This is a genomic window from Synechococcales cyanobacterium CNB (genome assembly GCA_030263455.1).
GTDB lineage: Bacteria > Planctomycetota > Phycisphaerae > Phycisphaerales > UBA1924 > CAADGN01.
The window spans coordinates 352,198-375,346 of the sequence record SZOZ01000002.1 but is presented as its reverse complement, the minus strand read 5'-3'; the positions used below and the strand labels follow the sequence as shown (position 1 = coordinate 375,346).

Sequence of the window (23,149 nt, the reverse complement as noted above, 5' to 3'; positions counted from 1 at the left end):
CGGTGACCTTGGATGACCCCCCTTTCGCGGCCTTCTGAGTCCGCGAGACCGCCCCGGTTCCTCACCGAGCCGGGGCGGCTTTTTCGCTCCTGACAGCCCGCCCCACTGGCGGTTTGGGCGGATTGGCGGTACTGTCTCGGCTCGCGGGGCGAATGATGTGCGCGCCCCGGCGCGGCGGGCGCGCCCCACCGTGGGGCCGACCGGCGCGCGCCTGCCACGGAAGGCCGCGCGCAGCGGCGGGCAAGGAAGAAGCGTGCTCTTCGATCGGTTCCTGGGCCTGTTCGCGGTTGACATGGGGATCGACCTCGGCACCTGCAACACGCTCGTTGCGGTCCGTGGGCAGGGCATTGTGCTGAACGAGCCGAGCGTCGTCGCCGTGCGCAAGGGCACCAACCAGGTGCTGCGTTCCGGCAACGAACTCGCCGTCGGCTGGGTCGCCAAGGAGATGCTCGGCAAGACACCCGGCTCCATCTCCGCGATCCGCCCGCTCAAGGACGGCGTCATCAGCGACTTCGAGATCACCGAGGCGATGCTGGGCTACTTCATCCGCAAGGTGAACGGCAGCCCGCGCTTCATCGGCCCGCGCGTGGTCATCTCCATCCCGTCGGGCATCACCGCGGTCGAGAAGCGGGCCGTCTTCGATTCGTCCGAGCGTGCGGGTGCGAGGCGCACATATCTCATCGAGGAGCCGGTCGCGGCGGCGATCGGCGCGGGCCTGCCCTTCGCCGAGCCGACGGCGAGCATGATCGTGGACATCGGCGGCGGGACGACCGAGGTCGCCATCATGTCGCTCGCCGACATCGCGGTCTGCGAGAGCGTGCGCGTCGCAGGCGATGACATGGACGAGGCCATCATCAACCACATGAAGCGCACCTACAACCTCATGGTGGGTGAGCAGACCGCCGAGCGGATCAAGATCGAGATCGGGTCCGCCGCGCCGGTGGGCGAGGAGACCACGATGGATGTCCGCGGGCGCGACATGATTTCGGGCCTGCCGCGCAAGGCTCCGATCAGCAGCGAGGAAATCCGCGAGGCCCTGCAGGAGCCGGTGAACGCCATCATCGAGACGGTGACGCGCACGCTCGAACGGGCCGAACCGGAACTCGCCGCCGACCTCGTCGAGAACGGCATCACGCTCGCGGGCGGCGGCTCGCTGCTGCGAGGGTTGCCGCAGGTCGTGCAGAAGGCGACGGGCCTCGACTGCCGGCTTGCCGAAGACCCGCTGACCTGCGTGGCGCGCGGAACGGCGATCTATCTCGAGAACATCGAGGTGTGGGGGCCGAACCTCGAAACGGACATGGACCTCTAGCCCGCCCCTTTTGTCGGGCGGCTGACGCGATGGGACGACGCCCGGGCCAGACCGCTGCCTCGCGCCGGCTCCTGCCGATCACGATCGCCGCGCTCGTCGTGCTGGCGCTCGTGCCCGTTCGTTTCATGGCCTTCGCGGGCTGGTTCGCCGACCTCACGGCCGTCGTCGCCGCGCCGGTGAGCCAGCCGCTGCGGGCGCTGGCCGCGTGGGTCGCGCCGGCGCGCACGGGCGGCTCGCCCACGGAAGAGATCGCTGAACTCGAACAGCAACGCGACCACTACGCCACGCTGTACCACCGCGTGCGCGACGAGAACGCGCGGCTGCGGGAACTCGTGCGTCAACTCCAGGGCGGCATCGCGCTGAACCCGGAGCTCCCGCTTCGCCTCTACACCGCCTCGGTCGTCGGCGCGTCGAGCGACCTCTCCAGCCCGCTGCTCACCGTGCGCGCGGGGCGACGCCACGGCGTCGAGCGCAACACCGTCGCCACGGTCGCGGGCGTGCAACTCCTCGGCCGCGTGGACCGCGCCGCCGAGCGGCTCTGCTACGTCCGACCCATCACCGCGCCCGAGGCCGGCTCGATCATCGGCACCGTCATGGTTTCCGACGAGGGCGGCCTGCTCTGCCGGCTTGCCCCCGTCGGTGACGGCACGCTCCGCGGTGACGTCGAGTACCCCGCCTCGCCCGAGGGCAGGCCCACGCCGGAGGTCGCGCCCGGGCAGCTCGTCCGCCTCTCCGATCCCGTCTGGCCGCCGAGCGCGCAGATGCTCATCATCGGCCAGGTCGAGCGGGTCGAACCCGCGCCGGACGCCCCGCTGCGCCGCGTCATCACCGTGCGTCCGACCGTTCGCCTCGAGCGCGTCAGCGAGGTCGTCCTTCGCATCCTGCAGGAAACCGGCGAGGGGGGGGGCGGGCCGTGAACTGGCTCACCTTCGCCATCGCCGCGTGGTTCTCCCTCGGCCTCGAACTGGGCCTCCGGCCCGCCCTGCGCCTCGGACCCGAGGCCCTCGCGCCGAGTTTTGTCCTCCCGCTCGCCGTCTTCGTCTGCCTGTGGGCGCCGCACCGTGTCGCGCTCTGGGCCTGCCTCGCCTGCGGCCTGCTCGTCGACCTCACCTGGCGACACCCGATCTCCGGCGGCGGGGCGGCAACGATCCTCGGACCGTACGCCCTCGGCTACCTCCTCGGCGGCCAGCTGGTCCTCACCCTCCGCGGCGTGCTCATCCGCGGCAACCCGCTCACCATGGCGGTCATGTCGATGCTCGCCGCGGCCGTTGCCCACGTCGTCGTCGTCGCCGCCATGACCGTCCGAACGCTCTACGGCGATCCCGTCGACTTTGCTCCCGCCTCTGAACTGCTTGTGCGCTTCGGCGCGTCCGCCTACACCGGCGTGGCGGGGCTGGCCCTCTCCCTGCTGCTCATCCCGCTCACGCCCACCTTCGCCTTCCAGCAGCAGGCGACCCACCGGAAGATCGCCCGCCGCGCCTGAGCGACTCGCACTCCCTCGTTCGGTAGACTGGCTTCATGCGTTCCGCCGTCTTCTTCGACGACGCCCGTGCACGGCTCGAACCCCTCACCGGCCTCCGCCCCGTCTTCGACGTGCGCCTCGGCCCGCTGAGCACGCTGCACCGCGTGACGGCATCGCTGGATCTGCGCGTCGTCGCCCTCTTCGTGCCGCCGGAACTCGAGGCCATCACCGGCGAACGCCACGACCTGCCCATCAACCGGCTCCCCGCGCGTGTCGCCGGACCTCTCCTGCTCGTGAACGGCCGGTGCCCGATGCCTCCTGGCCAACTCGCCTTACTGCGCGAGGGGCAGGCGCTGGTCGAGTCGGCGAGCGGGGATGTGGTGGCCGCGCTGCTCGCGCCGGACGCCGCCCGCGCCCTGCTCGAAGGCGACGACGGTGGTGCGGAGCGCGTCGAGTTGGACGAGTCGGTGCTGCTGAGCCGCCCGTGGCATTTCCGCGCCGTGCGCGACCAAGCCGTCGAGTTTGACCTGGACCTGCTCGCCCGCGATGCGCGCCCGCGCGATGTGCCCGCGGGCGTGACGGTGCTCGGCGACGCTTCGTTCGTGCAGATCGATCCGGACGCGGAGGTTCTGCCCGGTGCGGTGCTGGACGCCGAGGGCGGTCGCATCACCATCGGCGCGGGGGCGATCGTGCGGCCCGGAGCGGTGATCGTCGGACCGTGTTATGTCGGGCCGGAGTCGCGCGTCGTCGAGCACGCCGTGCTGCGGGCGCACACCTGCGTGGGCCGCTGCTGCCGCGTGGGCGGGGAGGTCGCTGGGGTTGTCTTCCAAGGCTACGCGAACAAGGTGCACGAGGGCTTCCTGGGCGATTCGTGGGTCGGCGAGTGGGTGAACCTCGGCGCGGGCACCACGAACTCGAACCTTCTGAACACCTACGCCGAGGTCATCGCCCGCGCCGATCCCGCCGGCCCGAACGAGCGCACCGGGGAGACTTTTCTCGGCGCGATGATCGGCGACCACGCGAAGACGGCGATCGGCACGCGCATCATGACGGGCGCGGTGGTGCATCTGGGGACGATGTGGGCGGCGAGCAGGCCCGTTTCCGGATGCGTGCGCCCCTTCGCCTGGGCGACGGACGAGGGCGAGCGTCTGTACCGCCTGCCGAAGTTCCTCGAAGTGGTGCAGGCGGTCATGGCAAGGCGGAACATCGAGCCGACCGACGCCTATCTCGCTCGCATCCGCTCGCTGCACGCGAGCGCGGCAGGCGCGTGAGCGTCGTTCGCATCAGGCCTGCCCGCTGCCTGTGACGGCCTTGCGAGCCTCGTCGATCAGCCGCTCGATCTGGAAGGGCTTGAAGAGCACGCTCTGCAATCCTTCCTGGCTCGCGCGCACGATCGAGTGGTGCGGATCGTACCCGAACCCCGTCATCAGGATCACCGGCACCCCCGGGAGCGAGGTTCGCGCCGTGTTGAACACTTCGTACCCGTTGCGGTCCGGCATCTTGATGTCCGACAGCACCAGGTCATACGGCGGCTCCTCGCCGCGACCGCACGCCTCCAGCCTGGCGATTGCCTCTGCGCCGTTCTCGCAGACCGTCACCGTCGCGCCGCGGTTGCGCAGCACGTCCCTGATGATGCGCCGGATCTTCGGCTCGTCGTCCGCCACCAGCACTCGCTTGCCCACCAGCGCGGGGTCCTTCTCGCGCACCGCCAGCGCGCGCTCCGCGCCCAGCAGCGTCTGCGGCCCGGCGGCCACGTTCCGCACCCGGGCGCGGATCTTCTCGACGTCCGCCTTGATCCGCGCCACGTGGCTGGCCGTCTCGGGGTCGCGGGCCGCGAACCCGCTGAGCCACTCCGCCTCGGAGATGATGTCCTCGAGGCACTCGCGCAGTTCCCCCTCGACGCGCCCGCTGACCGACTGGTTCACCGCGCTGCGCTCGACGACCAGCAGGTCCAGCATGTGCAGCGCGATCGCCACATAGCGGGCGAAGATCTCGCCGAACTGCCGGTCCTCGTCTGTGAACGCCCCCGGCTTCTGGCTCTCGATGTCCCAGATGCCGATCACCTTGTCGTGCAGCCGCAGCGGCACGGTGAGCGAGCTGCGCGCCCCGGCCAGCCCAGGCAGGAACTTCTCGTCTGTCTCCGTGTCCTTGCAGACGTAACTCCGCCCGGTCGCCGCGACGTACCCGCTGATCCCGCTCCCCTCCAGTTCAGGGTAAAGATCGAAGTCCGCGACCTCCGGCGGGATGCCCGAGCACATCACCATCTCCAGCTTCCGCGTCCGCTCGTCGATCAGCCGGATGGCGAAGTTGTCGAAATGCAGCAGTTCGCGGCTTGTGCGCACGATCTTGTTCTCGAGCAGCCGCAGCCGCTCGATCGCGTTCATCTGGCGCACCGCGTCGGCCTCGAACCCGACCAGTTCGCTCCCGGCCCGGTCGATCGCGTCCATCTTCTGCTGGGTGCGCCGCACGGCCGTCACGTCCCGCCCGACCGCCGCCACGTGCCGCGCCTCGCCCCCGAGATCAACCCGCGTCACGTAGACTTCGAGCACGCGCCGGCCCTGGTCCGCGAGCACGTCGAACTTGCAGGTGGGAGGCTGGCCGTCGTCCTTTCCGCCGCGCGCTTCGGCAAAGACCCGCGCTGCCGCCGCGCACACGCCCGCGATCTCTGCCTGGGCCGCCGAGTCGAGCGAGCGGAAGCGCTCGTTCGCCCACACGACGCTCCCGTCGTCGCGGGCCAGGCAGAGGGCGTCGCCGATCGAATCCAGCATCGCCAGCGCCGGCGCGGCCGCGAGGTCCGCACCGATCGGGCTGAGTGTCCCGGCGTCCGCCAGCAGCGCCTGCACCCCGCCCTCGCGGATGGCCTCCGCCGCCGACTCAGGGTCGCCCGACGAGACTTCGTACCGGTCGGCGAGCGCAGCCCGCAGTTCCTCGGCCGGAACGTTCGGACCCCCGACGATGAGCAACTTCGGACGCCCGGGCGTCATCGCGTGTGCGTGCCTCCCTCGCGGACCCCGACAGAGTCTAGGGCCGCGGCACTGGCCTCCTGCCCGACCCGCGGCGCGGGTCGCCCTCTTGACATCGGCTCGCCCGGCCCCGCTACTGTGCCCCTGCATGATCAGGGTTGCCGGCATCGCCAAGTCCTTCGGCCGGGTCCGCGCCGTCCGCGGCGTGTCGTTCACCGTCGAGCCTGGGCAGGTCGCGGGTCTGCTCGGGCCGAACGGCGCGGGCAAGTCCACCACCATCCGCATCATCACCGGCTACCTCCCCGCCGACGTGGGCACCGTCGAGGTCGCCGGCTTCGACACGCGCCGCGCCTCGCTCGACGCGCGCCGCCGTCTCGGCTATCTCCCCGAAGCCGCGCCCCTCTACCCCGAGATGAGCGTCGTCGGGTTCCTGCGCTACCGGGCGCGCCTGTTCGGCATCGCCCCGCGCGACCGCGCCCGCGCGATCGGGGCGGCGATGGAGCGCTGCCGCGTCGAGGCCGTGCGGGGGAGGCGGGTCGGGCACCTCTCGCGCGGCTACCGCCAGCGGGTGGGCCTCGCGGCCGCGCTGCTCCACGACCCGCCCGTGCTGGTGCTGGATGAGCCGACGAGCGCGCTCGACCCGTCGCAGGTGGTCGAGACGCGCGAACTCATCCGCGACCTCGGGCGCACGCGCACGGTGCTCGTCAGTTCCCACGTCCTCGGCGAGGTCGAGCGGCTCTGCTCACGCGCGCTCATCATCGCCGGTGGCATGCTCCTGGCCGACGGCACGCCCGCCGAGCTCGTGCGTCGGCACGGCGGCCCAGCCCGCTACATCGTCGAAGCCCGCGACGAGGCGCGCAAGGCGGAGCCTGCCCTGCGCGCCGTCATGGGCGTCGCCGCCGTGCGAGAGGAACGCACCGAAGGACACTGGCGGCGTCTCGCCGTCGAGGCGGGCACCGACGCACCCGACCTGCGCGAGCCGATGGCGGCCGCGCTCGCCGGCGCGGGCGTGCCCGTGCGTGAACTCTCCGCCAGGCCCGCCTCGCTCGAGGATGTCTTCCTGCGCCTGCTGCGTGCCGCCGACCCTGCACGGGAGAACGCGGCATGAGCGCGGCGGCAGTCATTGCGGGGCGCGAGTTCCGATCCTTTTTCAGGCTGCCGGTCGGCTGGGTCGTCATCGCGCTCTACGCGGCGCTCACCGGCGTCGTCTTTGCTGCGGGCACGCTCCAGCCCGGCGGCGTGGCCACCATGCGCGACTTCTTCGCCCTCGCCGGGTGGCTCATGCTCCCTGTCACGCCGGCGATCTCGATGCGCGTGCTGGCCGAGGAGGCCCGCTCCGGCACGCTCGAAGCGCTCGTCACCTCGCCGGTCTCGGACGCGCACGTTGTGCTCGGCAAGTATTTCGGTGCGCTCGCGTTCCTCATCGCGGTGCTGGCGCCGACGCTCGCGTTTGTTGTCACGCTCTGGCTCGTTTCCGACCCGCGCCCCGAGGCCGGGCCGATCGTCGCGGGATATCTGAGCCTGCTGCTGCTCGGCGGGCTGTACCTTGCGGTCGGCACCTTCGCCTCGGCCCTCACGAGCAACCAGACGCTCGCCTTCCTGCTCACCTTCTTCTTCCTGGTCGCGCTGCTGCTGGCGAGCGGCACGCGACTCGACTTCGTCCCCGCGTGGGCGCAGAACGCCTTCTACGCCGCCGCGATCCAGCGGCGAGTCGCCGAGTTCGCCAAGGGGATCGTCGGTCTGGGGGACGCCGTGTTCTTCGTCAGCGGGGCGGCGTGCTTCCTCGCGCTCGCCTGGGGCGCGCTCGAATCGAGGAGGTGGCGATGAGCGTGCTGCGCCGCCTCGTGCCGGCGTCAATCACAGCCGCGACGGTGTTCGCGGTGGTCGCTGTCGCCGTGGTCGCCGCGATGCTGGCCGCTCGCTTCGACGTCCGGCTGGACCTGACCGCGGCGGGCGATCAGTCGCTCGCGCCGCGCCTCTCGGGTGCGATTGACCGGGCGGCGCAGGCGGGGGGGGGCTTCGAAATCGTGCTGGTTGCCGACCGCCGCGCCGCCGATCCGCAGGCGTGGCGCGCCGTCGGCGACGTGCTGGACCTGGTCGCCCGCGCCGGCGACGCCGTCGGGGTGACGCGCATCGACGCCGGCTCGCCCACCGGCGTCGAGGAGTACCGCCGCCTGGTGGATCGGCTCGTGGAGCGCGACCGACCGGAACTGGAGTCGCAGTCCGCACGCATCGCCGAGGCAGGTGCGTTCGCCGGCGAACTCGCCGACTGGCTCGAAGGCACGCTCGCGCCGGCCCTGGCGCACGTCGCCTCGCTCATCGAGCCGGTCGCCGACGCCGACGCCAACAACCGCCGCTTCTTCGAGGAGCGGTCGGCCGTCGCTCGGCTCGCGGCCCGTCAACTCCGCGACGCCGCGCGTCGCGCCGGGGCTGCCGTCACCCCGCAGCAGGGGGGGGGCGTCGCGTTGCCGCGCCCTGACGAGGCCGCTCCGATCCTCGCCGACGCCCTCGCCGAGCGTTCCGCCGAACTCGCCGCCGTCGCGCAGGAGTCCGCCCGCTTCGCCGTGGGCGGCTCGCCCCCCGCCGCTGCCGACGCCGCCCGCCCGATCGCCGGCGCGGTCGCCCCGCACCGCGACCGGGCAGCCGCGACGGCCGACGCCCTGCGCCGCCTGCCTCGCCCCGGCGTGCTGCGCGTGGCGGGCGCGCTCGAATCGGCCGAGGCGTTGCTCGCCATCGGCCCGGCGGGGGTGGGCATCGCGGCCGTGGACGCCGCCTCGCTCCTCGCCCCGAGCGAGACTGCCGTCCGCGCCGACACGCGAGCCCGTGCGCAGGAACTCGTCGCCGGAGCGCTCGCCTCGCTCGTCGAGCCGGACCGCCCCGTCGTCGTCATCGTCCACGGCGAGGCCACCCGCTTCACGCGCACCCTCCCCGTCTTCACGCACGCCATCGAGCGCCTCGAACGCCGCGGCATCGACGTGCTCGAGTGGGCGCCCGTCCTCGAACCCGACCCGCCGCACACGACCGACCGCGACCGCATCGGCTCGCGCCCCGTCGTCTACGTCGTGATCTCGCCCGACAGCAGCGCGTCCTCGCGCACGCCCGCCGACAAGCCCGGCGCGGAGCGCGCCGCAACGCTCGGCCGCGCCCTCGAACGCCTCGCCGACGACGGCATGCCCATCCTCCTCTCGCTCAACCCTTCCGTCATGCCGACCTACGGCCAGCCGGACCCGGTCGCCGCCGTTCTCAAGCGCTTCGGCCTCGAAGCCCTCTCCGGCACACCCATCCTCCGCGACGAAGTGCTCCCCACCGGTCGCGTCGTCCTCACCGACCACCTCGTCATCCCGACCGGGGGCGAGCACCCGATCGGCGCGGCCGTGCGCAACCTCGGCATCGCACTTGTCTGGCCTGTCGCGCTGCGTCGCGCCGACGAAGCAGGCTCCGGCGCGACCGTCACCGAGCTCCTGCGCATCGACGCCGATCGCGGCGCGTGGCGCGAGTCGCAGTGGCTGAGGCTGTGGCAGACGCCGCGCGCCCAGCGCCCGTACCTCCCCGACCCGCCCGCCTTCGACGAGGCCCGCGACCACCGCGACGGCCCGTGGCTGGTGGCCGCGGCGAGCGAGCGCGGCCCGCTGCGGCTGGTCGTGGTCGGCTCGAACAACTGGCACGTCGATCAGGTCGTGTTCGAGCGGCGCGAGGCCGAGGGCCGCCTCGTCCCCGCCTACCCCGGCAACGCGGAACTGCTCGAAGCCTCGGTCTGGTGGCTGGCGGGGCAGGAATCGCTCATCGCCCGCAGCGCGGAGGCCCGCTCGACCCCGCGCATCCGCCCCCTCGCCGACCGCGACCTGCTCGCCCTGCGCTGGGGCCTGGCCGCGGGCATGCCGCTTCTGGTGCTGCTGCTCGGCGCGATCTGGCGCGGCGTGCGGGGGTGAGTGGGGGGGCTTCGGCCGCGCAGGCGGAGTGAGGTTCAACGCGAACGGCGCGGCCCAAAGACCACCGCGAGCGCGAAGATCGCCAGCGAGTGCGGCGTTGGGATGGGGATGTGGGCGATCCAGCCTTCGTAGAAGCCGTTTGGGCTGAGGCCGTGGCCGGCGATGGTGCGGCCGTCGGCGGAGACGCCGTAGGCGAACTCGAGCTGCCAGCCCATAGCGAGCACGTCGATGCCGTAGTCGAGCAGGAGCGCCTCGATGGTGACGGCTTCCTTGCCGGCGAGCCAGACCGTGGCGTAGGTGCGGCCGGAGTAGTCGTGATACACCACGTCCGTCGAGCCGACCGCGGTGCCGTCGTCGGCGACGTCGGCCACCCGGCTCACAAGTCCGAGATAGTCCACGGGCAGGTTGGGCAGCGCGGTCATCCCGGCGTCCTCAGACCAGATGAACGCGCGGGTGAAGTTGCCGTTCGACTCCTTGACCGCGCTCTGACCGACAACGAAATGCCCGTTGGGCGAGATGGCGGTCGCTCCACTTCCGAATCCGTCCGGGAGCGTGCCGAGACTGACCATGCCAGTCTCCTCGCTCCATCGGAAGGCTCGTCCGCCTTCCGCCGAGTTGCTGCCGCCGACGATCACCTTGCCGTCGTCGGATATTCCCGATGCTGAACTGCTCTTGTACGAGCCGCCGGGGAGGAATCCGAGCCCGACCATGCCGGTCTGCTCGGTCCAGCGGAAGGCTTCGGCCAGTCCGTTGCTCGCACCCCCCCCGCGGCTGGAGCCGACAACGATGGAGCCGTCGCCGGAGACGGCCTTGGCCTGGCTCCAGAAGTCGCCGCCGGGGAGGTCGCCCAGCCCGACCATGCCGCCGGACTCGGTCCAGCGGAAGGCCTGCCAGCCGGGGTCGGAGTTGCCCGCGCCGACGATCACGCCGCCGTTCGTGGACGCGCCGAAGGCGGTGCTGTTCCTCGCCGTGTCGGAGAGGAGCCCCAGCCCTTCGATGCCGGTCTCGGCGCGCCAGCGCATCGCCTGGAACCCACCCAGTCCGTCGCTGTAGCGGCTGTCGCCGACGGGGGTTGATCCGTCGGCGGAAAGGCCGTACACCCAACTGCCGCGTGATTCCTGGTTCAGGAATCCGATGCCTGTGAACGTAGCATTCTGCGCGCACGCCGTTGCCGGCGCAACGACGGCGGCGAGGAGTGCGGCCGCAAGCCGCGGAAGGCGCGGTGTCATCGTCCGTCTGCTCATCACGGCACCCACCCGATGGTCATCTTGTTGATGAGGACGCTGATCGTGTGCGGCTGGCCGACCGGCGCGTCGTGGTTCGCGACGATGATGTCGTCGAAGCCGCTCTGCGTGAGATCGGCGCAGACCGCCTGGATCGACCGGGTGCCGTTCACCTGCACGTGGTACCGGCAGTCCGTGCGCACGTACTGGAACGTGCCGTCGCCGTTGCCGAGCAGGAGCGTGACGTAACTCTCGTTCGCGTTGTGCGGGAGCGTGGTGACGAGGTCGGGCTTCGTGCCGCCGTTGAGGCTGCCGAGGGCAACGCCACGCCAGTTCGCGACCATCGGGAGTCCGGGCAGGCAGGCGGCCGTTGCGGTGTCATCGTAGACGTCCGTGGAGAACGGCGTTGTGCAGTCGAAGTTGAACGTGCCGTTGACGTTGCCGTGCAGCACGTGCAGGCTGCCGCCGGATGCCTGGATGGCCGCGATGTCCTCCTGGAGCGAGCCGGACGTGAAGCGCCCGGTGACCGCGTCGAAGAACGTCACGGTCCACAGGGGCGCGCACGGGTTGTCGTGATTGGCCGGCGAGAACTGCCAGCTGCCAAGCCCGGTCAGGACCGAGAGCGCGGAGGGGTTCGCCGCCATGAAGTGGGCGGCCACGATGTCCTTGCGCGGCGCGCCGGGCGTCTTGTGGAAGTCCCCCGCGAGCAGGACCGTCGGGGAGTCGTAACTGGTGTACTGCTCCATGTTGAGTGAGATGGGCGCCTTGGGGAGCAGATCCCCAGGGTCGTTGGGATTGTTCTGGAGAACGTAGACGAAGTCGCTCTCGCCTGCGCCGGACGTGAACAGCGCGAAGTCCACGCACACCGCCACGTCGTTGAGGCCGTCGTTGTCGAAGTCGGCGACGGCGAGGCCGCTGACGGGCATCGGGGTCTCGACGTGCTTCTTGAGAGAGAACGTGCCGCCGTTGTTGATGAAGACGTAGACGCCCCAGGTGTCCGTCGGCTGCTGGTTCCACTGGTCGGGAACGCTCGCGCTCACCACGAGGTCGAGGACGCCGTTGCCGGTCATGTCGACGAGCGCGACGCGACGAGGCGAAGAGTTCGGGAAGCTGATGATCTGCTCGATCTCAAGCCCGTTCGCCGGGTTGTTCCAGTTCTTCGTGTTGCGGAAGATCGTGACCGTGCCCTGCGCGTTCGGCTCGAACGTGTTGAGGTCGAAGCCGCCGTTCGCGACGACGACGTCAGGGTAGCCGTCAAGCTGGCCAGGCTCATCAGAAACGATGTCACCAGCCGCAAGCCCGAACGGGTTCACGCCGAAGGTGTTGAATGTGGCAGGGGGTTTGAACGTCGGAATCTTCTGCTGCCCCCACGCCCTCTCCCCGGCACCGACGCCCCCCGCCACGGCCAGCGCGGCCACGACCCTAACCCCCCCCCGAACGAATCACCGAAAGAGATCGCTCCGCGAAGCCCTTCATGCTCGTTGCCGCCATCGTCGTTCTCCTGTTGTGTGTGTGGCGCTCCCACCACCCGGCCCGCGCGGGGCAAGCCGGGAACCCGTGGCCCACGGGGTCAATATGCAACGAGGATGCGGGGCTGGCAAGGCGATGCAAACAACAAAGTTCGCCCCGCCGATCCCTCACCCCACCCGCTTGCTCAGGATGCAACTCCGGTAGTTCGTGTACGGCCACTGCCAGTGGCAGACGAAGCGGTACCCGCGGCGTTCGTAGTACGCCCTCAGCGCCCCGTCCGGCTCGGCCATGCTCAGGGCGAGTTCCGTCGCGCCGATCTCGCGCGCGCGCTCCTCGCACTTCGCCAGCAGCAGCCGCCCGATGCCCAGCCCCTGCAACTCCGGCTCGACGCCGAACATGGCGAAGTGCGCCACGTCCGGCCGCAGGAAGAGATCGGGAAACGCCACGCGTTCGTGCTCCTTGAACAGGATGACGCCGACGATGCGTTCCGTGCCGTCCTCGTGGGGGAGCAGGGCTAGGTAGCACTCGCTGTTCAGCACGCGGTCGAGCGTGGTCTTGTCGTCCTGCCGACCGGCGAGCGGGCGCAGGCCCATCGCCGTCTGCCCCGCGTAGGCGCGGTGCAGCAGGGCAGTGATCTCGCCGATCGGGTCGCCGGTCATGAACCGGCGCACGACCACCCGCCCTGTTTCGAGGGCTGGTCGCTCGGTCGGCTGGCTCGGCAAGGCTCCGGTCTGCGGCATAAGCGGAGACTGTAGGGGGGCGTTCCCCCGGTCGAGTGGTTGGGATCGTCCGCCCGCACCGCACAGCCTGTGCCGTCGCGGGTCACACTTTTTTTGCGCGAACACTGTCCCCTCGTTCCCGTGAATTACGCACCTTGACACGGAGGGGCGAGCAAGCCCCCCACCGTGCTGGCTGTCGAGTCGGCCGACCGGAGACGCGAGTCCTCGCCCCCGACGACCCGTACCGGCGGCCGGCTATCAGGCGGGGCGGGGGTCGTGAGTGGGCCCCGCTCCCGCCATTCCCGGGGGATCGGCGGCGAGGTGCGTTCGGAGGGGAACGCGCCCGCCGCCGGCCACCCCCAGCTCTCGTCTCTCCGCCGCGGCGGGAACACCCCCAAGCACAGACCGCCACCCGGTGCAGCGGGTCGTCCACCCGCCGCGGCGGCTTTGCGCCGAGGCCGCCGATAGAGTCCGGCGTGTCCCGCCGATCGCCTCCGCCGACGCCCGACCACCCCGTGCCGACCCTGGGCACGATCCCCGTTCGCGTGCGCTACTGCGAGTGCGACCCGATGGGCGTCGCGCACCACGCCGCCTACGTGCCGTGGTTCGAGATGGGACGCACGGAGTTGCTCCGGGCGTGCGGCCTTTCCTACGCCGCGCTGGAGCGTGCGGGTGTGCTGCTGGCGATCGTGCGTCTCGATGCGCGCTACAAGCGGCCGGCCCGCTACGACGACCTGCTCGAACTCACGACGCGCGTCATGGGTTCGAGCCGCGTGAAGATCGAGCACGAGTACGAGTTGCGGCTGCTGGAGCGCACCGACGGAACCCCTCACGCGCCGGGCGAACTGCTGGCGACGGCTTCGACGACGCTGGCGTGCATCGACCGCGACGGCAGACCCGCGGCGCTCCCGGACTGGCTGGCTGGGGATGGGGCGCGATGACGCGGTGTGTATGCTGGCGACCGACCCGAGGAGGCGGCATGAGTCAGAGCATCGAGCGTCGCCGGTTTCTTGGCGCGTGCACGGCCGCGGTCGCGTGTGCGGGGCTGGCGGCGTGCGCGCGACGAACGGACCGTCAGCAGGCCGTCGCGACGCAGCCGGCCGAGCCGGAGGAGCGACCCGTGGCCCCGAAGCAACTCTTCAGCATTTCGCTGGCGCAGTGGTCGCTGCACCGTACGCTCTTCGCCAAGGAGATGGACAATCTCGACTTCGCGCGGCGCACCCGCGAGGAGTTCGGGCTGGACGCGGTCGAGTACGTCAACACGTTCTTCTTCGACCGCGTGCGCGACGCGGACTACCTCGCCGAGATGAAGCGTCGCGCCGACGAGGCGGGCGTGCGCAGCCTGCTCATCATGTGCGATCGGCTGGGCGAGGTCGGTCACCCCGACACCAGCAAGCGCACCGAGGCCGTCCGCAACCACGTGCCGTGGATGGACGCGGCCGCGTTCCTCGGGTGCCACTCCATCCGCGTGAACGCCGCGAGCCAGGGAACCTACGAGGAGCAGCAGCGGCTGGCAGCGGACGGCTTGCGCAAACTGACGGAACTCGGCGCGCAGCGCGGCCTGAACGTCATCGTCGAGAACCACGGCGGCCTCTCCTCCAACGGAGAGTGGCTCTCCGGCGTCATCCGCCTGGTGGACCACCCGAACTGCGGCACACTGCCGGACTTCGGCAACTTCAACCTCACGAAGGACGAGCAGTACGACCGCTACAAGGGGGTCGCCGAACTCATGCCCTTCGCCAAGGCGGTGAGCGCGAAGAGCCATGACTTCGACGAGCAGGGGAACGAGACCGGGACCGACTACCGTCGCATGTTGCGGATCGTCGTGGACGCGGGCTACGACGGGTACGTCGGCGTGGAGTATGAGGGCACGCGTCTCCCGGAGCCGGCCGGCATTGTCGCCACGCGCGACCTGCTCATCCGCGTGCGGGACGAGATGCAGGCAGGGCGGTGACGAGTCGCCTCCGCACGAAGCCCGAACTGCGTCGTCAACCCGGGAGCGATCTGGCCAGTAGGATGATGTCGGCACCCTCCGTCCGATGAAGCGACCACGCGCCGACAAGCCGTCCCAGCCCTCTGCCCGCAGGCCGCACAGGCGCAGGTGGGTCGTCGCCGCGGCGGTGCCTGTCGTGCTGCTCGGTGCGGTGCTCGTGGCGACCCGTTCGCCCGTGGCGGCATGGCTCGTGCTGCCGTCGCTCGGTCGCACGCTGGGGGCAAAGGTCGAAGCCGATTCGGTGCGGCTCGGGCTGGGCGGCACGCACACGTTGCGCGGCGTGCGTGTGCGCGTGCCCGGCATCGACGGCCCGGCGGGCACCGTCTTCGAGGCCGACCGTCTCGAAGCGGATGTCCGCTGGCTCTCGATCTTCTCCGGCTCGCCCGTCGTCGAGCGGCTGCACCTCGACCGCCCGCTCGTACGCCTGAGCGTCTCGGACGCGGACGGCACGCTGAACGCGGGCGTGCTGCGCCTGCCAGCGCCGTCGGGCAAGGATGGCGCGCTCGTGCTGCCGAAGGTCTCGACGCGCGAGGCGGCACTGGAACTGGGCGAGCACGGCGTGCCCGGCGTGCCGTACACCGCGCTTCTGCGTGTGCCGCTGATGGGTGAGGTGACGCCGCTGCCCGACCCCTCGCACGAGGGGTACACGATCACGCTGCGCGAGGCCGCACCGCCCGGGGGGGGGCGGTCGCCGATCGCGCTCAGCGGCGCGGTGGACAAGGACGGCCGGCTCTCGCTCTCGCTGGAGCGCGTGCTGCTGGAGCAGTGGTCGCCGTCCGCGGTCCCGAGCCGGTTCCGCCGCGTCTTTGAGGCGATGGATCTGCGCGGCGCGGTTGCGGGGGCGAGCTTCAGTTACGACCCGGCGACAGGCGTGCTGGCGCGCGTGGACCTCGAGCGCGTCGCCCTGACGCTCCCCTTCGAGGACGAGGGCAAGCGCGTTCGCATGCACGACACGAGCGGGAGCATCGCCTTCACGACGGACGGGTTCGTGGCGGTGCTCACGGGCATCGTGGGCGACCTGCGCTACGACACGCGACTGATCTACACGGGCTTCGAGCCGGACTCGCCGTTTGAATGCGTGCTGACGACGCGCGGGTTCCGCATGGAGGAGCAGCCGGCGCTCATCCCGCTCGCGCCGGAGATCGCGCGCCGCTGGCTCGGCAACTTCTCGAACCCGACGGGCCTGGTCGATGCCGAGGTGCGCGTCAGCCGCGCCGAGCCGACGGACGGCCAGCCCGCGCCGGTCATCGTCCGCGGCGTGCTCGACGTGCGCGAGGGCACGGCCTCGTTCGTCGACTTCCCCTACCGCTTCGGCTCGCTCGAAGGGCGCACGACCTTCGATGAGCACGAGATCCGCGTCGAGCGCGTCACCGCGGTCGCGCCGACCGGGGCGCGGCTTCGGGCCTCGGGCGTCATCCGCCCGCCGCGCGTCGGCGCCTCGGTGGACATCGTCGTCGAGGTCGAGGATGTGCCGGTGGACGGCACGCTGCTCGCGGCGATGAGCGAGGGGCGCCGCAGGCTCGTCGAGGCGCTCTTCAGCCGCGAGCGCTACGAGGAGATCGTCGCGCTCGGGCTGGTGCTCACGCCGGCGCGGGCGGAAGAACTCCGCCGCCGCGTCGCGGAGATTGAGCAAAGCCCCTCGCCGCCGGGAGAAGCGCAAGTCGAGGAGCTCATCGCCGCTCGGCGCGCCCTCGAAGCGCCGGTCTTTGAGTTCGGCGCGAGTGCGGGCGTGCGTGTCCACGTCACGCGCGAGGAGGGCGACGAGACCGACTACGAGCGCACGATCGAGGTGCGCCTGCCGCGCGCTGGGCTTGTGCCCGAGCACTTCCCGCTCCCCATGGTCGCGCGCGGCGCCGTCGTCGTCATCGACGAGCGCTACGCCGTCCTCGAACGGGGCGAGTTCACCGGTGCTGCCGGGGGTCGCGCCGAGGTCGCCGCCTCCGCCGACGTCTCGACCGACCTCGACGTCCCGCCGGAGGTCGAGATCATCGCCCAGGCCTTCCCGATCGACGCGCGGCTCATCCACGCCCTCCCCGGCCCCGCCGACCGGCCCACCGGCGAGGGCGTCAGCCTCAAGCGCATCCTCACCGACATGCGGCTGCGCGGCTCGATGGACTGCGTCGCCAACATCTGGCCGCGCGAGGACGGCGCGCTCGCCTTCAGCGTGGACGCCGCGCTCGAAGGCGTCGAGGCCTCGCCGCTGCACGCGCCGCGCGAATCGGGGGCCGAGCCGTTCGGTCTGCGCGGTCTGACGGGCACGGTCGCGGTCACGCAGGAGCGGCTGGCGCTGCGGCTCGCCGCGGCCGTACCGCCCGCTTCGCCAGGGCGTGCGACGGGCAGCGCATTCATCGACGCCGACGTGCGCTTCGCACCCGAGGGCACGAACACGCCGACAACCTTCACCGCTTCCGTCGAGGCGCGAAGTCTCGACCTCTCGCTCGCCATCGAGGACGCGGCCTCGGTCTTCTCGCCGAACGGCGGCGCGGCCATCGCCGACCTTCGCGCTCGCTACAGGCCCGCGGGCATCGTTGACGGCATCGCGTCGTTCTCCGGGACCGTCGATTCGCTCGGTTCCGCCGCCGTCGTTGTAACCGGCGGCGAGGCGCTCGCCTTCGACGCCCTCGACGGCCGCGTCCTCCTCGACACGCTCACGGGCGTCGTTCGCGCCGAGCCGATCGGCGCGGAGGAGGTCGTGCTCGACAACGTGCGCGCGTCCGTCGCCTTTGCCGGCGAGGACGCGGGTCGGCTTGTCGCTGACGGCCGCTTTCCCATGCGAGGCCGCTGGGGCGACGGGCACTCGCTCGCCGTCCATGCCGAGGGCTGGGGCTTCGAGCACGGTCTGACGCGCCGCGTCCTTCGCGCCGCCATCCCCGGCGAAACCGCCGACACGCTGGACGCCCTCAACCCCCGCGGGCGGTTCGATGCGCTGCTGCAACTCACCCCTCCCGCGCCGGCGATCGACGCCGAGGGCACGGACTTCGACGTGCGCGGCACGATCAGCCCGAGGTCGCTCTCGCTCACCAGCCGGGGCGTCGAGGCGCACTGGCCCGGAGTCTCCGGCAGCGTCACCTTCACGAGAAGCGAGGGGCGCGTCGAACACATCGTCTGCCGGGCGGACGGGTGGACGCTCTGGCTCGACGGCTCCTGGGTCGTGCCGCGGCCCGACGCCATCAGCCTCAGTGCGTCGATCTCGCTCGACAGCCCCGCGGGCCTCGCCGATGCCCACCGAGCGCTCCTGCCGCCCGAGATCGACGAGATGCTCCGCGCGCTCGCCATCGCCGTCGACGGCCCGTTGACGGCGCGCTCCGTCGAACTCTCGATCGTCGCCGACGCGGCGGGCACGCCGGCGCGGTTCAGAACCACCGGCCTGCTCTCGTTCGCCGACGCCTCGCTGAACGTCGGCGCGCCCGTCACGCACGTCAAGGGCGTCGTGGGTTTCCGGGCCGAGCGCACGCCCGAGCTCCCCTCCCCGGAGTTTCGCGTCGATCTTGCCGCGGACTCGCTCCGCGTCGCCGGCATCGACATGACCGACGGGCGTGCCCGTGTCGAGAGCGGCACCGACGAACGCCGCGTCGTCGTTCCCCTCATCGTCGCGCACTGCCACGGCGGCCGCATGACCGGCGCGGCTGTCGTCCATCCGCTTCGCGGCGACGCCCCCGGCCGCGACTTCGAGGCCCAGTTGCGCCTCGTGGACGTGCCTCTCGTCGCTGTTCTCGCCGACTGGGACCGCGAGCGAGCCGACCTCGCCCTGCTCGCGGGCGACCGCCCCCCCCCGAGCGACGAGCCGGAGACGCGCTGGGGCGGCGCGCTGTGCGCCTCGCTCGACGTCGCCGGACGCATCGGCGAGCCGCGGCGCACCACAGGCCGCGGCCAGGTCATCGTCACGGGCGACCGCGGCGCCCGCGTCCTCGACCTGCCCCTCATGCTCCCGCTCATCGAGTTCAGCAACCTCGCGGTGCCCACCGGCGACACGCTCTCGCTCGCCGAGGCCGAGTTCTACGTGCGCGACGGCTCGGTCTTCTTCGAACGCCTGCTCGTCAGCGCGCCGAGCGTCGAGATCGTGGGCTTCGGCTCCATGTCCTGGCCCCGGGCCGAGCTCGACCTGCGCTTCAACTCACGGCGCACGCGCCGCGTCCCGTTGCTCAGCCCGGTGATCGAGGCGATGCGTGACGAGATCATCACCACTGCCGTCCGGGGCACGCTGGGCGAGCCGCGCATCACGGCCGAGCAGTTCACCGGCACGCGCCAGCTGCTCGCGCGCCTCGCCGGACGGCGGCTCTCCGAGTCCGAGGAGCACCTGCGCCGGCTCGAGCGTGACGCCCGGGAGGAGGCCGAGCGGCGCTGGCGGGTCACGCCCGCATGGCGTTCCAAGCTGCGTCAGGTCGTGCCGCCCGTCGCGCCCGAGCCTCCCGCCTACCCTCCACCTCCCGAGGACGAGCGGGACCGTCCATGACCGAGCACAACCGCCAGGAACTCGACCCGCCCGCCGACACCGCGCCCCGCGACGAGAGCGCCGCGCCGCCGGAGATGCCGCGCCAGAAGCGCGCCGACGATCCCGGCGTGCAGGCCGCGCTGGACGCGCTCATCGCGGAGGTCGCCGGGCGCGAGTGCGACGCCTTCGACGCCCGACTCGTGCGCGACCTGATGACGGCCGCCCTCAAGCTCATCCCCGACGGGCGCGACACCGGCGAGCTGAAGCTGATGACCGCCGCCGTCAAGGAGCTCCGCTACGCCTTCCGTGTCTTCGGGCAGTACGCGCGGCCGCACAAGGTCTCGATCTTCGGCTCGGCCCGCACGCCCGAGACGCACCCCGACTACGCCGCCGCCGTCGAGTTCGGCCGCCTCATGGCCGAGGCGGGCTGGATGGCGATCACCGGCGCGGGCGACGGCATCATGAAGGCGGGGCACGTCGGCCCCGGGCGCGGCGCGTCGTTCGGCGTCGCCATCCGCCTGCCCTTCGAGACCACCGCCAACGACGTGATCGCCGGCGACGAGAAGCTCATCCACTTCCGCTACTTCTTCACGCGCAAGCTGATGTTCCTCTCGCAGGCCGAGGCGGTGGCCCTCTTCCCCGGCGGCTTCGGCACGCTCGACGAGGCCTACGAGACGCTCACGCTCGTGCAGACCGGCAAGGCCTCGATGATCCCGATCGTGCTCGTCGAGGGCGAGCGCGGGCCGGGCGCGCCGTCGTACTGGGCGCAGTTCGACCGCTTCGTGCGCGAGGCCCTGCTCGCGGGCGGCTTCATCAGCCCCGAGGACCTGAACCTCTACACGATCGCGGCCACCCCCCGCGAGGGCGTCGAGCACGTGCTGCGCTTCTACCGCACCTACCACTCCTCGCGCTACGTGCGCGATACCTTCGTGATCCGGCTGCAGCGCCCGCTGCACCGGCGCGACGTCGAGCGGCTCAACGACGAGTTCGGCGTGCTGGTCAGGAAGGGCCGCATCGAGCCGTGCGGCCCCTTCGACGCCGAGGACGACCACCTCGACCTCCCGCGCCTCGCCTTCGTCCACACCCGCCACAAGTTCGGCCTGGTGCGAGCCCTCATCGACCGCATCAACGAGTTCGAGCCGGAGTGAGCCACCCGCGAGGGGGTGCGGAGGGGGCGAGGGCAGAGGGGGTGGCAGGGGTGGCGGGCCGAATCCGGCGGGCGAAGGTCCGGCTCGCCCGCGCGAGCGGCGTTTCCGCGAGCGCGAAGGTCGCGTCCCCGCGCGCGAACCTCGTCTTCGCGCGCGCGAACCTCGTCTTCGCGCGCGCGAACCTCATCTTCGCGCGCGCGAACCTTCCGTTCGCGCTAGGGAACGGGCCGTCCGCAGCGCACGGACTGCGCAAAGGCGGGGATGTTCCCCCGGTCCGGGGCCACCGATGCGGCCCACAAGACCCCGCCCCAAGGAGCAGAAGCCCCTCGGCCCCTCCCGCCGTCCCTCAGAACATCCCCTTCGCCCCGCCGGTGCGGCGGGCGGTGTCGTAGCGGGCGAGGGCATCCTCGATGATGGCGTACGCGACCTCCGCGGGCATCACCTCGTCCACCTCGACCTCCTTGCCCTCGAGGGTCTTGTAGTCCTCGAAGAACCGGCGCAGCATCTTGAAGGTGTGCCGGGGGAAGTCGCTCGCCTTGCGGTAGTCGGCGTACTCGGGGTCGTTCACCAGCACCGAGATGATCTTGTGGTCCGGCTGCCCGTCGTCGATCATCGTCATCATCCCGACCGCGCGGGCGGCGCACAGGCACATCGGCTCGATCTTCTCGGCGCAGAAGACCAGCACGTCCAGCGGGTCACCGTCCTCGGCCAGCGTCTGCGGCAGGAACCCGTAGTTCGCGGGGTAGTAGACCGCGCTGGAGAGCACGCGGTCGAGCATCAGCATCCCCGAGCCCTTGTCCAACTCGTACTTGTTCCCGGAGCCTTTGGGGATCTCGATCACCGCGCGGAAGACCCCGGGCAGCGGGTGCCCGGGGACGGCCGGCGTCACGTCGTGCCACGGATGGATCATGGCGGGAGGGTAGCGCGGGCCGCGCTCCACGCGGTATCCTCCGCGCATGCTCACGCTCGACTACGCCAACTGCCTCGCCGACCGCGTGGGGCCGCATGGCCTCGACCCCGCCCGCCTCCAGCCCGGCGCGGAGGGCCACGCCGCCTGCGCCCACCTGACCGGGCTGCTCGCCGCGTCGCGCGGCTCGGGGTGGGAACGGTGGCGCGAACTGCCCTTCAACCCGATGCGCTCCGCGCACCTCGCCGCCGTCCACGCCGCGGCCGAGCGCCGGCGCGGGCACTACGACAACCTCGTCGTGCTCGGCATCGGCGGCTCCGCGCTCGGCAACGCGGCGCTGCAGTCCGCCCTCCGCCCGCCGACCTGGAACCTGCTCACGAGCGAGGAGCGCGGGGGGCTGCCGCGGCTGTTCGTGCTCGACAACGTGGACCCGGCCCATTTCGGCGCGACGCTCGACTTCTGCGCCGGGCACGGCGGCCTCGAACGCACGCTCTTCAACGTCGTCAGCAAGTCCGGCGAGACCGCCGAGACCGCGGCCCAGTTCATGATCGTCCGCGCCATGCTGGCAGATGCTCTCGGCCCGCGGGCGAAGGAGAACGTCGTCGCCATCACCGACCCCGAGCGCGGCACCATGCGGGCCATCTGCGACGCCGAGGGCTACGACACGCTGCCGGTGCCCGAGGGCGTGGGGGGGCGGTTCAGCGTCCTCTCCCCCGTCGGGCTGTTCAGTGCGGTCATGTGCGGCATCGACGGCGCGGCCCTGCTCGACGGTGCGGCCGACATGGACCGCCGCTGCTCGGACCCGGACCTGCTGAAGAACCCCGCCGCCATGCTCGCCTTCCTGCTCGTCGAGCTCGGCACCCGCAAGGGCAAGCCCAACCACGTCCTCATGCCCTACTGCAACGCGCTCTACGGCTTCGCGGACTGGTTCCGGCAGTTGTGGGCCGAGAGCCTCGGCAAGCGTGTGGACCGCCAGGGCGAGGAGGTCTTCGCCGGCTTCACGCCCATCAAGGCCCTGGGCGCGACGGACCAGCACTCGCAGATTCAGCTCTACCGTGAGGGGCCGAACGACAAGGTCATCGGCTTCCTCGAAGTGGGGGACTTCGGCCGCGACGTGCCCATCCCCGCCGGCCTCGGCGTGGCGGCGATCGCCTACCTCGAAGGCAGGACGCTCGGCACACTCATCAACGCCGAGAAGCGGGCCACCGAGTACGCCTTGGTCGAGAGCCAGCGGCCGAACTACACGATCCGCTTCCCCCGGGTGGACGAGCGGCACGTCGGCGAGTTCATCTGTCTCTGGGAAGTGGCGACCGCCTACGCGGGCCTGATGCTGAACGTGGACGCCTACGACCAGCCCGCCGTCGAGACCGGCAAACAGGCGACCTTCGGGCTGATGGGCCGCGCGGGATTCGAAAAGCACTTGCGCCGTGTCGAGGCCGCACTCGTCGAGACGCCTTACCAGATGTAGATGCAGGCGAGAGCGCACAACGTGCGCGTCCGGCCCGCCCTTCCACTCTGGCACGCCGATTGAGAGTCGCTCGCCGGACCCGTTCGGGAGCGCACGCCACGCGCCCCGGCGTCGTCACGGAAGCGC

Annotated in this window: 17 protein-coding genes; 12 read left to right on the top strand and 5 right to left on the bottom strand. The window is 71.5% G+C overall.

Annotated features, from left to right (window positions below):
* The first annotated feature begins 253 nt into the window (after positions 1-253).
* From FBT69_03195 to FBT69_03180, 4 genes are read left to right on the top strand one after another with little or no spacing between them, the layout of a single operon-like run.
* On the top strand, positions 254-1,309 hold the full coding sequence (locus tag FBT69_03195) for a rod shape-determining protein (protein ID MDL1903803.1): 1,056 nt from the start codon (positions 254-256) through the stop codon (positions 1,307-1,309).
* 29 nt (positions 1,310-1,338) lie between these two features.
* The gene (locus tag FBT69_03190; GenBank protein ID MDL1903802.1) at positions 1,339-2,226 is read left to right on the top strand and encodes a hypothetical protein; all 888 of its coding nucleotides are present in this window, start codon (positions 1,339-1,341) and stop codon (positions 2,224-2,226) included.
* A complete protein-coding gene (locus FBT69_03185; GenBank protein MDL1903801.1) occupies positions 2,223-2,792 on the top strand; it encodes a hypothetical protein in 570 nt (189 codons plus the stop codon). Before FBT69_03190 ends, FBT69_03185 begins: the two co-directional genes overlap by 4 nt.
* Positions 2,793-2,827: 35 nt before the next feature.
* Positions 2,828-4,042: a hypothetical protein gene (locus tag FBT69_03180; protein MDL1903800.1), complete on the top strand. Its 1,215-nt coding sequence runs from the start codon at positions 2,828-2,830 to the stop codon at positions 4,040-4,042.
* A gap of 12 nt (positions 4,043-4,054) precedes the next feature.
* On the opposite strand, the gene FBT69_03175 is transcribed toward FBT69_03180, so the two are convergent.
* The gene (locus FBT69_03175) at positions 4,055-6,022 is read right to left on the bottom strand and encodes a response regulator (protein MDL1903799.1); all 1,968 of its coding nucleotides are present in this window, start codon (positions 6,020-6,022) and stop codon (positions 4,055-4,057) included.
* Here FBT69_03175 and FBT69_03170 point away from each other — a divergent pair.
* The 3 genes from FBT69_03170 to FBT69_03160 are packed head-to-tail and all read left to right on the top strand — an operon-like array spanning position 5,628 to position 9,663.
* Positions 5,628-6,842 (top strand): ABC transporter ATP-binding protein, encoded by a 1,215-nt coding sequence (locus FBT69_03170; protein MDL1903798.1) that lies wholly within the window; start codon positions 5,628-5,630, stop codon positions 6,840-6,842. The two genes, FBT69_03175 and FBT69_03170, sit on opposite strands and share 395 nt — an antisense overlap.
* Entirely contained in the window at positions 6,839-7,561 is a 723-nt protein-coding gene (locus FBT69_03165; GenBank protein ID MDL1903797.1) for an ABC transporter, read from the top strand. Before FBT69_03170 ends, FBT69_03165 begins: the two co-directional genes overlap by 4 nt.
* The gene (locus tag FBT69_03160) at positions 7,558-9,663 is read left to right on the top strand and encodes a hypothetical protein (protein ID MDL1903796.1); all 2,106 of its coding nucleotides are present in this window, start codon (positions 7,558-7,560) and stop codon (positions 9,661-9,663) included. The genes FBT69_03165 and FBT69_03160 overlap by 4 nt, the downstream gene beginning before the upstream one ends.
* 35 nt (positions 9,664-9,698) lie before the next feature.
* On the opposite strand, the gene FBT69_03155 is transcribed toward FBT69_03160, so the two are convergent.
* The 3 genes from FBT69_03155 to FBT69_03145 all read right to left on the bottom strand — a co-directional run bounded on the left by FBT69_03155 (position 9,699) and on the right by FBT69_03145 (position 13,096).
* A complete protein-coding gene (locus FBT69_03155; GenBank protein MDL1903795.1) occupies positions 9,699-10,907 on the bottom strand; it encodes a PEP-CTERM sorting domain-containing protein in 1,209 nt (402 codons plus the stop codon).
* Positions 10,907-12,304 carry a VCBS repeat-containing protein gene (locus FBT69_03150; GenBank protein MDL1903794.1) on the bottom strand — a complete coding sequence of 466 codons (1,398 nt, stop codon included), beginning with the start codon at positions 12,302-12,304 and terminating at the stop codon, positions 10,907-10,909. The genes FBT69_03155 and FBT69_03150 overlap by 1 nt, the downstream gene beginning before the upstream one ends.
* A 219-nt stretch (positions 12,305-12,523) precedes the next feature.
* Entirely contained in the window at positions 12,524-13,096 is a 573-nt protein-coding gene (locus FBT69_03145; protein ID MDL1903793.1) for a GNAT family N-acetyltransferase, read from the bottom strand.
* A 494-nt stretch (positions 13,097-13,590) separates the two neighbouring features.
* On the opposite strand from FBT69_03145, the gene FBT69_03140 reads away from it, so the two are divergent.
* The 4 genes from FBT69_03140 to FBT69_03125 all read left to right on the top strand — a co-directional run bounded on the left by FBT69_03140 (position 13,591) and on the right by FBT69_03125 (position 20,648).
* The gene (locus FBT69_03140) at positions 13,591-14,016 is read left to right on the top strand and encodes an acyl-CoA thioesterase (GenBank protein MDL1903792.1); all 426 of its coding nucleotides are present in this window, start codon (positions 13,591-13,593) and stop codon (positions 14,014-14,016) included.
* A 38-nt stretch (positions 14,017-14,054) separates the two neighbouring features.
* A complete protein-coding gene (locus FBT69_03135; protein ID MDL1903791.1) occupies positions 14,055-15,029 on the top strand; it encodes a TIM barrel protein in 975 nt (324 codons plus the stop codon).
* Between the two features lie 85 nt (positions 15,030-15,114).
* The gene (locus FBT69_03130) at positions 15,115-19,521 is read left to right on the top strand and encodes a hypothetical protein (protein ID MDL1903790.1); all 4,407 of its coding nucleotides are present in this window, start codon (positions 15,115-15,117) and stop codon (positions 19,519-19,521) included.
* Complete coding sequence (locus tag FBT69_03125) at positions 19,428-20,648, top strand: LOG family protein (protein MDL1903789.1); 1,221 nt, start codon at positions 19,428-19,430, stop codon at positions 20,646-20,648. Before FBT69_03130 ends, FBT69_03125 begins: the two co-directional genes overlap by 94 nt.
* Positions 20,649-20,994: 346 nt before the next feature.
* Here FBT69_03125 and FBT69_03120 read toward each other — a convergent pair whose 3' ends face one another.
* Positions 20,995-21,558 (bottom strand): inorganic diphosphatase, encoded by a 564-nt coding sequence (locus FBT69_03120; protein MDL1903788.1) that lies wholly within the window; start codon positions 21,556-21,558, stop codon positions 20,995-20,997.
* Between the two features lie 46 nt (positions 21,559-21,604).
* Between FBT69_03120 and FBT69_03115 the strand changes: the two genes are divergently transcribed.
* A complete protein-coding gene (locus FBT69_03115; protein ID MDL1903787.1) occupies positions 21,605-23,023 on the top strand; it encodes a glucose-6-phosphate isomerase in 1,419 nt (472 codons plus the stop codon).
* Positions 23,024-23,149: the final 126 nt, after the last annotated feature.